The sequence below is a fragment of the uncultured Anaerococcus sp. genome, assembly GCF_963510915.1.
Lineage (GTDB): Bacteria > Bacillota > Clostridia > Tissierellales > Peptoniphilaceae > Anaerococcus.
This window is the reverse complement of sequence record NZ_CAUPHG010000068.1, coordinates 1-9,468: the sequence shown is the minus strand read 5'-3', so window position 1 is coordinate 9,468 and position 9,468 is coordinate 1. Positions and strand designations below refer to the sequence as shown.

14 protein-coding genes are annotated in these 9,468 nt (G+C 29.4%); 13 read left to right on the top strand and 1 reads right to left on the bottom strand.

Features of this window, described 5'->3' with window-relative positions:
* The coding region (locus tag RQ893_RS06610; RefSeq protein ID WP_311482261.1) for an ATPase at window positions 1-325 on the top strand (325 nt) is incomplete at its 5' end.
* A 12-nt stretch (window positions 326-337) separates the two neighbouring features.
* Here the strand turns inward: RQ893_RS06610 and RQ893_RS06605 are convergent.
* Complete coding sequence (locus RQ893_RS06605) at window positions 338-1,504, bottom strand: nucleotidyltransferase family protein (RefSeq protein ID WP_311482260.1); 1,167 nt, start codon at window positions 1,502-1,504, stop codon at window positions 338-340.
* 161 nt (window positions 1,505-1,665) lie between these two features.
* On the opposite strand from RQ893_RS06605, the gene efp reads away from it, so the two are divergent.
* The 12 genes from efp to RQ893_RS06545 form a co-directional block, all read left to right on the top strand.
* The gene (gene efp, locus RQ893_RS06600; RefSeq protein WP_311482259.1) at window positions 1,666-2,223 is read left to right on the top strand and encodes an elongation factor P; all 558 of its coding nucleotides are present in this window, start codon (window positions 1,666-1,668) and stop codon (window positions 2,221-2,223) included.
* 9 nt (window positions 2,224-2,232) lie between these two features.
* Window positions 2,233-2,562 carry an Asp23/Gls24 family envelope stress response protein gene (locus RQ893_RS06595; RefSeq protein ID WP_311482258.1) on the top strand — a complete coding sequence of 110 codons (330 nt, stop codon included), beginning with the start codon at window positions 2,233-2,235 and terminating at the stop codon, window positions 2,560-2,562.
* Complete coding sequence (locus RQ893_RS06590) at window positions 2,562-2,948, top strand: transcription antitermination factor NusB (RefSeq protein ID WP_311482257.1); 387 nt, start codon at window positions 2,562-2,564, stop codon at window positions 2,946-2,948. The genes RQ893_RS06595 and RQ893_RS06590 overlap by 1 nt, the downstream gene beginning before the upstream one ends.
* Complete coding sequence (gene xseA / locus RQ893_RS06585; protein ID WP_311482256.1) at window positions 2,945-4,129, top strand: exodeoxyribonuclease VII large subunit; 1,185 nt, start codon at window positions 2,945-2,947, stop codon at window positions 4,127-4,129. The genes RQ893_RS06590 and xseA overlap by 4 nt, the downstream gene beginning before the upstream one ends.
* Window positions 4,122-4,307 (top strand): exodeoxyribonuclease VII small subunit, encoded by a 186-nt coding sequence (gene xseB, locus RQ893_RS06580; protein WP_311482255.1) that lies wholly within the window; start codon window positions 4,122-4,124, stop codon window positions 4,305-4,307. The genes xseA and xseB overlap by 8 nt, the downstream gene beginning before the upstream one ends.
* Window positions 4,297-5,127 carry a polyprenyl synthetase family protein gene (locus RQ893_RS06575; protein WP_311482254.1) on the top strand — a complete coding sequence of 277 codons (831 nt, stop codon included), beginning with the start codon at window positions 4,297-4,299 and terminating at the stop codon, window positions 5,125-5,127. Before xseB ends, RQ893_RS06575 begins: the two co-directional genes overlap by 11 nt.
* Before the next feature lie 8 nt (window positions 5,128-5,135).
* A complete protein-coding gene (locus RQ893_RS06570; protein ID WP_311482253.1) occupies window positions 5,136-5,588 on the top strand; it encodes an arginine repressor in 453 nt (150 codons plus the stop codon).
* Window positions 5,588-7,276 (top strand): DNA repair protein RecN, encoded by a 1,689-nt coding sequence (gene recN, locus RQ893_RS06565; protein WP_311482252.1) that lies wholly within the window; start codon window positions 5,588-5,590, stop codon window positions 7,274-7,276. Before RQ893_RS06570 ends, recN begins: the two co-directional genes overlap by 1 nt.
* Window positions 7,269-7,817 (top strand): NUDIX hydrolase, encoded by a 549-nt coding sequence (locus RQ893_RS06560; protein ID WP_311482251.1) that lies wholly within the window; start codon window positions 7,269-7,271, stop codon window positions 7,815-7,817. Before recN ends, RQ893_RS06560 begins: the two co-directional genes overlap by 8 nt.
* A complete protein-coding gene (locus RQ893_RS06555) occupies window positions 7,807-8,505 on the top strand; it encodes a segregation/condensation protein A (protein WP_311482250.1) in 699 nt (232 codons plus the stop codon). Before RQ893_RS06560 ends, RQ893_RS06555 begins: the two co-directional genes overlap by 11 nt.
* Window positions 8,502-9,029 (top strand): SMC-Scp complex subunit ScpB, encoded by a 528-nt coding sequence (gene scpB, locus RQ893_RS06550; RefSeq protein ID WP_311482249.1) that lies wholly within the window; start codon window positions 8,502-8,504, stop codon window positions 9,027-9,029. The genes RQ893_RS06555 and scpB overlap by 4 nt, the downstream gene beginning before the upstream one ends.
* Window positions 9,016-9,468: pseudouridine synthase (locus tag RQ893_RS06545; protein WP_311482248.1), on the top strand; the 453-nt coding region annotated here is incomplete at its 3' end. The genes scpB and RQ893_RS06545, both read left to right, overlap by 14 nt.

Below are 9,468 nucleotides of genomic sequence, written 5' to 3'. Positions count from 1 at the left end.
ATGGGTTACTGAGGAAAAGGAAAGAATTCTTTCTGAAGCCTCTGCTGAAGCTGACAATAGATTAAACCAAGCAGAAGGTGAAATAAAAAATTTCAAAGAGCAAGCTAAAAATCAATACCAAAAAATGGTAAGCGAACATGAATTAACTATTCAAGCAAGAAATGAAGCAGATAGAATATTGCAAGAGGCAGCAGCAGAAGCTAGACATATTAGACAACAATCTTATGATTATATTGACAGAATATTTACTAGTTCGTATGAAAACTTTAGTAAACTTGCTCAACAGCTTGAAATAAACAAGAATAAAATTTTAGAAAATAAATAAAAATTAGACCTATCAGTCGATAGGTCTATTATTATGCTTAAAATCTAAATTCATTTCTCTATCAAATCCTATACTATATAAATTAGATGAATTGATCATATTCTCATAGATAATCATATTTGCCGAATTGAGTTTCTTAGCGTCTTTTTTATTGATTATAATATCAAGATTTGCAGGAAAACTCTTAAATACATCTGCGGCGAGGCTATTATAGGCAAGGACTTTGATAAAAGATATATCGATTTTATTTAAACTATTAGTGTTATTTAAGATATAGTTTAAGACAAGTCTTTTTAACCTCGACCTAGTATATCTTTGACTGCTTGCTTTATCTAGAAACTCCCTATAAGTATTTCTAGTCATCGCAAGTTTTTTTAAGTAATTATCTATTCCTTCTTCGTAACCCAAAATTTCACTCATTGGAGAATTTTCTATAAGAATTTTATACTTGAAGATATTGTATATAAAATCCTCATTAAAAACTTTATTTTCCTTCCTAAATTCAATAAGGCTACCATAAGAAACATCAGGCATCAAACATTTTATACCTATATCAATATTATTTCTAATTGCAGTTGATGAAGCAAAAAAATTATCCTTTATAGTAAGGTCTTTATTTTGTGTTTTGATTCTTTTAATAGGGTAGGGCATCATTCTTGATCTAATTTTATTAATAGCTTTGATATATTCGAGAGCCAAAATATTATTAGATGAAATAAAATCACTTGTAACGAAATTTTCAATGGCCATATTATGAGATTTGGGATAAGAAAAACCAGCCTTTAGATATGACTTTGTCTTATAATCAATTTCGTTTTTATTTTCCATTATGATTTTAGTACAACCAAGAAAATCAGCAGGTTCCATATTTTCAATACCAAAAACAAGATAATCAATATTCATTTTATCAAGTATAGTAACAGATTTGAGGGCAAAAAGCTCTGCTGCCTGAAGGCTAACAAAATTTGGCATTTCTACAACTAGATCAAAGCCGCATTTTATTGCAACGTAGGCTCTTTTGTATTTGTCAATAATACTTGCTTCTCCTCTCTGGACAAAGTCCCCACTCATTATGGAAATAGCAAAATCTATATTTAATTCTTGTTTGCACTTATCTAATAAATATTTATGCCCATTGTGAAAGGGATTAAACTCTGAAATAAGACCTAATTTTTTCATGTCCACCTCTAATAATCAATCTTATATCATTATACTAATTTCGTACGTAGTATTCATTACTTTGTAAAAATTGATAAGATTGCATAATATTTATGAATAAAATTTTTAATTAATGGTCAAATATGGTATAATAATGAAAGAAATATCAACTAGGAGGGAATATGATTTCAGCAAATGAATTAAGAAAAGGCGTAACATTCGTCTATGATAATGATGTATATCAAATAGTAGATTTCCAACACGTCAAACCAGGTAAGGGAGCAGCTTTTGTAAGAGCAAAGATTAGATCAGTAATGAATGGTGGAGCAAAAGACGTTACCTTTAACCCAAATGAAAAATTTGAGAATGCTGTTATTTCTACAAAAGAAATGCAATATTTATACAATGATGGACAATTATATTACTTTATGGATCCTGAAAGTTTTGAACAAATTGGTATTGAAGAAGAAAATGTTAAGGATGCAATAATATATGTTAGAGAAAATGATTCTGTTTTAATTAAATTCTACCAAGGCAAACCATTTTCAATTGATCCACCAAACTTTGTAGAATTAAAGGTGGAAAAAACAGAACCTGGTATCAAGGGTGATACTGCAACAAATGTTACAAAACCAGCGACTGTAGAAACAGGTGCAGTTATAAACGTTCCAATCTTCGTGAACGAAGGAGACGTTATAAAAATTGATACAAGAAGTGGTGAGTACCTATCAAGAGCTTAGGAGTAATAAATGCCAAGTAATTTCAAAGACGGTTCAGTAAAAATAGCTGATGAGGTCCTAGATCAAATTGCAATTCAAGCAGCAAATGATGTTTATGGAGTATATGAAGAAAATTCTGATGAAGGTTTTATTCATTCACTTCAAGCAAAGACAACAAAAACTTCTATAAGAAATGTTGCGGGAAATCTTATAATTGATCTTGATCTTTCATTGGATAAAAATGTTAATGTAAGAAAAACTGTAAAAAAAATCCAAGAAAATGTAAAAAATGTTGTTGAGACTATGACAGGTCTTAGTGTTAGCAAAATCAACGTTAATATAAACAAATTAGAAATCTGATGAAAAGAACCGATCAAAGAGAATGGGTTTTTAAGCTCATTTATCAAGATACAATTAACAAAATTGAAGATTGTAAAGAACTTTTAGCCAACCATAAACTAAGTGAGGATGAAACTTTTATTGTAGATTCTATTAATTCTTACAAAACAAACTATGAAGAAATAAATGCTAAATTAGTTGATAATATGCCAAAAGGTATGACAAAACTTAGCAGGGTGGTTAGATCTATAGTATATTTATCTATTAATGAAATATATTTTCTAGGGATTCCAGTGTCAGTATCAATAAATGAGGCTGTAAATTTAGCTAAGAAATTTTCTGCAGAGGATGACTACAAGTTGGTAAATCTTATTTTAGGAAATATAGTTAGAAACGATGATAAATGAGAAAACCATTAAGCGTAAAACAATTCAATGAATATATAAAATCGAATATCAAGCATGACCCGATTTTTCAAAGGGTAAATTTGACTGGCGAGCTTTGTAATATTAGAGCTAATAATTATCATCTTTACTTTTCATTAAAAGAAGGAACAGATATTATTGATGCGGTAATCTATTATTATGAAGATAAGGAAATAAATTTTGATTTTAGCCCTGGTAAAGAAGTAATTATCAGGGGTAACTTATCTTTTAATAACTATTCCTCAAGATTAATTATAATAGTCAATGAAATTGAGGATGTTGGTATATCAAAAGATTTTAAAGAATTTCTCAAAATGAAAGAGGAATTTAAAGCCAAGGGATTTTTTGATTTAGAAAATAAAAAACCAATACCAAAATTTGTTAAGAATATTGGTTTAATAACATCAAGAGATGGGGCGGCAATTGTTGACTTTTTGGCGATGATAAATAGCAAAGCAAATGATATACATATTTACCTTGCTCCTGTCAAAGTTCAAGGTAATGACGCAGAAGACCTTGTGGAAATGGCAATTAAGAGATTAGATAAATTGAATTTGGATGTCATAGTTATTACCCGAGGTGGTGGCTCTAATGAAGATTTATCTAGTTTTAACCAAAGAAAAATAATAGAAGCTGTGTATGATGCTAAAACGCCTATTATATCAGCTATTGGTCATAACATTGATACAACTCTTATTGATTATACAAGTGATTTAAGCTTGCAGACTCCTACCGAGGCAGGAACCTATCTCATTTCTAACTATATAGATTATGAAAAATATCTCAAAAATAAGTTTTATAGGGCGGGGCTATCTATAGAAAATAAGCTTAATCTTAAAGCTCTTGACTTAAAGGTTTTAGAAGCGAAATTATCAAGCCTATCTCCTGTAAAGATTATAGAAAGTAAAATTAGAGATTTATCATCTCTTAACTATGATTTAGATAGGGCTATGGATACTATAATATCTGACAGTCAAAATAGGCTAAAAAGTTTATACTATAAATTCACTTACTTAGATAACTTATTAGAAATGAGAAAAAATCAAATTGAAGTAATATTTGATGATAAAAATATATATTCTGCCCATAGCTTAGGTAAGGATGATATGATAAAGCTAAAGTTTAGTGATGGAAGTTTATATGCAAGGATAATTGATGGATAAATCTTTTGAAGACCAATATAAAAAAATTGAAGAGATATTAGATAAGATAGAAGATAATAAGGATAATCTTGATGAATCAATCAAGCTTTATGGTGAAGCTAAAAGGATGTATAAAGATCTTGAAGAAAGACTTCAGAATTATAAAGCTAAGGTGGAAGTTATAAAACATGATGAATAAAGAAAAGTTTTTAGAATTGATTATTGAAAATAAAGAAATGCTGGATATGGAAGTTGAAAATTACTTCAGTCCGAAAAATATATTAGAAGATGCTATGGTCTATGCTACGGATGGTGGTAAAAGAATAAGGGCTTTCTTATATATCCAATGCAAGAAAATGTTTTCAAAAGAAATAAATTCTAAAGACTATAAGCTTGCCTTGGCTATAGAGTTTATTCATTCTTATTCTCTTGTTCATGATGATTTGCCCGCTATGGATAATGATAATTATAGGCGAGGCAAGGAAAGTGTTCATAAAAAGTTTGGAGAAGATATAGGGATATTAACAGGAGATGCACTTTTAAATGAAGCTGCAATGATTCTTTTTAACTTAGCTAAAGAAGACTTATCTTATATAGATGCTGGTTCTTATATTTTAAATAAAGCATCGAGATTTGGAATGATAGATGGTCAGGTTTTAGATTTGAGGAGAGATACAACTTACGATTTATCGTATTTGCTAGACGTTTATAAGAAAAAAACCTCAGATTTATTTAAAGCAGCATGTTTGGGAGCGGCTATAGTTACAGGTCAAAATGAAGAAATTTGTAAAAAAATTGAAATTTTTGCAGAAAACTTAGGACTTGCTTTCCAAATACAGGATGATTTACTTGAGGATTCTTATGATAATGAATTAAATATTCTAAACGTAATGAATAAACAAGATGCCATTAAACTCATAGATGAGGTAAATATAAAAGCCAAAAATGCTATAAAAGATTTTCAAAATAATGAAGTGTTATCATATTTAATAGATTACCTATCAAGTCGAAGTTATTAGGGGAAATTATGAAAAAATATACTAGACAACGATTAATATTGGATATTATCCAAAATAATGATGTCAGAACCCAAAGCCAACTTTCTGACATTTTAAAATCTCAAGGAGTAAACGCGACTCAGGCTACTATTTCAAGAGATATAAAAGAACTAAGAATATCAAAGGTTCAAAGTGATGATTATGAGTACAAATATACAGTGGTTGATGCTGTTTACGATACTCTTACTGAAAGGATCGAGAAAATTTTTAAGGAAGCTGTCTTATCAGTAGAAAAATCTGCTCAACTAATTGTAATTAAGACAATTTCATATTGCGCAACAGTTTGCGGTCAATATATAACAAATGCAAAACTAGAAAATGTTGGTGGTATGGTTACAGGGATAGATACAATCTTTATTACACCTAAAGACTTTGAATCCATTGATAACCTTGTCGAAGATATCAGGGCTCTTGTTAAATAATGCTTTCCGAGCTTTATATTGACAATTTTATTATCATAAAAAAAGATCACATCTTTTTTGAAGATAAATTTAATGTTTTAACAGGAGAAACCGGTTCAGGAAAGTCTATTATTCTAGAAGCGATTAATTTACTTCTAGGTAAGAGGGCAAGTAAGGATATAATAGGTAATTTTAAAGACCAAGCTATTATAGAAGCTGTATTCGTCTTAAAAGAATCCTTGATGAAGAAGTTTGAAAAACTTGGTATAAGTTTTGATGATAATAGACTTATCATAACTAGGAATATTGGCAAGAATTCTTCTAGTATTAGGCTTAATGGTCGACTATCTAACATTAATATTTTAAAAGAAATTAGCGATGATCTTATAGATATCTATAAACAGGGTGACTCAAATATTTATATGAATAAGGCTAATTATATTGACCTTATTGATTCTTATCAAAATGATGAACAAACTAGGAAATTAAGATTGAGTCTTTCTAATCTTTCAAAAGAAAAATCCGATTATATCAAACGTTTTAAAGATTTTGATCTTTCTGATGAAGAATTAAGAAGGGAAAGAGATTTGCTAAATTATCAGATAGAAGAAATTGATAATGTTGACGTTTTTAATATTGATGAGGATGAACTTGAAAGTGAATATAAGAAGCTGACAAATATTTCGAGTTTAAAAGAATCTTATTATAAAATGCTTGAACTTCTAGATTCAACAGATTATGATAATCCATCAGTAAGTAAGCTTTTAAATGAAGGAGCATCATCTATTGCAGATTTTGTGGATATTGATCATAAGTCATCAGATCTTTATAATAGGTTAATCGCGATTTCGGACGAGCTTGACGATATTTATTCGCAAGTGGATTCTTATGTTGAATTCCTATCGGCTGATCCTGAAAAATTAGAAGCACTAGAGGATTTAAACAAAAGACTTTTTGATTTGAAAAGGAAATATGGGAATAATATTTCCGATATAAAAAATTACTATGATTCCATGAAAAAAAGGCTTGAGGAATTAGATCAGATTGACGATTTGAGAAATAACCTTTCAAGCATTCTTTCAGATATTGATGAAAAGATGCTTAGTAATTCAAATGAGCTACACGATATTAGGGTTAACAAGATAAAAAGCCTTGAAAAATCTCTTAACAAAGAAATTGTAGAATTAAATATAAAAAATGGTAAATTTAAAGTCGACCTTTCTAAGAAAGAAAATATTGATAAAACAGGTTTTGATGAGATAGACTTTCTAATTAGGACTAATAAGGGTGAAAATTTAACATCCCTAACAAGAACTGCTTCTGGCGGCGAAATATCTAGGATAATGCTTGCTTTCAAAGAAGTGTTTGCAAGTTTTGACGATATAGATACAATGATTTTTGATGAGATTGATACAGGTATAAGCGGAAGGACAGCCCAGATAGTTGGGGAGAAAATTCTAGACTTATCGAAAAAAAGACAGGTGATTGCAATAAGTCACCTACCACAAATAGCATCACTTGCTAATAACCACATATTAATTAGTAAGGAAGATGTCGATAATTTTACTATATCAAGTTCTAAAAATTTAAGAGATGAAGAAAGAACCCTTGAAATTGCAAGGCTAATTGGTGGAGTTGATATTACACAGACTACAATTAAATCAGCCAGAGAGATTTTAGAAATGGCGGAGGATCTAAGAAATGAATGAAGAAAAATTTTATGAAAAGACAATAAAATCTGATACCATCTATGATGGAAAGATACTCAAGTTAAGGGTTGAGACGGTAGAACTCGAGAATAAAAGATATTCTAAAAGAGAGATAGTTGACCACCAAAAAGGTGTGGGAATTATAGCTTTCGATGGACCTGATAAATTATGGATGGTAAGCCAATATAGAAAGGCTATTGACAAGGTGACTTTGGAAATCCCAGCAGGTCTTGTTGAGCCAGGCGAATTACCAATAGAAACTGCAAAAAGAGAACTTCAAGAAGAAGTAGGATATTTCCCTCAAAAAACAACTTATTTGTTTGATATGCACGCTTCTCCAGGATTTACTAATGATAAATTATCGTTTTTTGTTGCAGAAGATTTACAAGAATCACCTTTAAACCAAGACGAGGATGAAAATGTATCAAGCAAGTCTTATTCAATCAAAGAATTATATCAGATGGTTGAAAATGGTGAAATAACTGATGCAAAGACAATCATAGCGATTTTTTATGCTTTAAGAAAAATAAATGAAGCTTAATATTAAGCTAGAAGATTTCGAAGGTCCATTTGACCTATTATTAAATTTGATTGATAGGGAAAAGATAGATATTTATGATGTGAAAATTGAAGATATAACAAATCCTTTTCTAGAAGAAATTGCAAAGATGAATATTGACATATCAATGCTATCTGAATTTATTTATACATCTTCAATACTTTTAACTATCAAAGCTAACAAACTTCTTCCGAAACAAGAAAATGAAAAATTAGAAGAGGATTTTATTTCTTATCTTATAGAATATAAAAAAATAAAATCAGTCCAAGATGATTTTAAAATTCTAGAGGATGAAGCGAGGAAAATTCATTCAAAATATCAGGAAGATTTATCAAGTTTTCAAAAAGAAAAATCACCCATATCTCAAGATGTGGATATCTTATCTAAAGAATTTGCAAAATTAATAAAAAGGCTCCAAAAAGAAAAAAAGAATGAAGAAAAGATATTCGAGCAAGTTAAAATACCTGATGTAAATTCTTATTTGATAAGTTTACGAAAAACATTAAATTTTTCTAAGGAATTAAATCTTGTTGATATCACAAGAAGAATTAATTCAAAGGCGGAATGTATAGCAACTTTTTTAGCATTACTAGAAATGGTAAGGCTTAACGAAATTTATGTTAAGCAGACAGAGATAAACTCGTTTAAAATAATTAAGAGGATTAAATGACGGATTCTTACTTAAAAGGCCTTATCGAAGAGGTATTATATGTGTGGGCAGATCCTATAAATATAGATGAATTAAGTAAAATTTTATTTGATTTTTCAAAAAGTGATATAAGAAAATGTCTAGAAAAAATGATAATCGAAAGAAATGATTTAGGAAGCGGCTTAGTTATAAGGAAATTTAACGATTCATTTCAGTTTACAACAAGGAAAGCTAGTGATAAGTATTTCGAAACACTTTTGGCGAAGTCAGAAAAAAAACTAACTAATTCAACTCTTGAAACCTTGTCAATTATTGCATATAAACAACCCATAACAAGGGTAGAAATTGATAAGATTAGGGGAGTTAATTCCCAGTCTACTATTGATTCATTGCTAGACAAAAAACTTATTGTTGAAAAGGGTAGACTAGATAAAATTGGTAAGCCTATTATTTACGCTACAACAGATTTTTTCTTGCAATATTTTAATTTAAAATCCTTAGATGACCTGCCTGAAATAAGGACTGGTGAAAATGAGGATAAATAAATATATAGCCCAATCTGGCTTTACATCTAGACGCAAAGCAGATGAATTAATCCTAATGGGTAAGGTAAAGATAAATGGTGAAGTTATTAATGAACCGGGCATCAAGGTAGAGGATAATGATATTGTAGAAATAAACGGCGAAATCTTATCAATTGAAAAGAAGTTTTATATAAAATTATACAAACCAATTGGCTTTATAACTTCAAACTTCGATCCTTATAATGAGAAAGATTTAAATGATTTAGTAGATATAGGAAAAAGATTTTTTGCAGCTGGAAGACTTGATAAGGATAGTGAAGGACTATTAATTATTACTAATGATGGAGATTTTACGAACAATCTTATTCATCCAAAGTTTAAGCTTGACAAGGAATATATTGTAAAAATAGATAAAAAATTAAAAGATGAAAACAAAAATCAGGGGGATTTATGGAAAGAG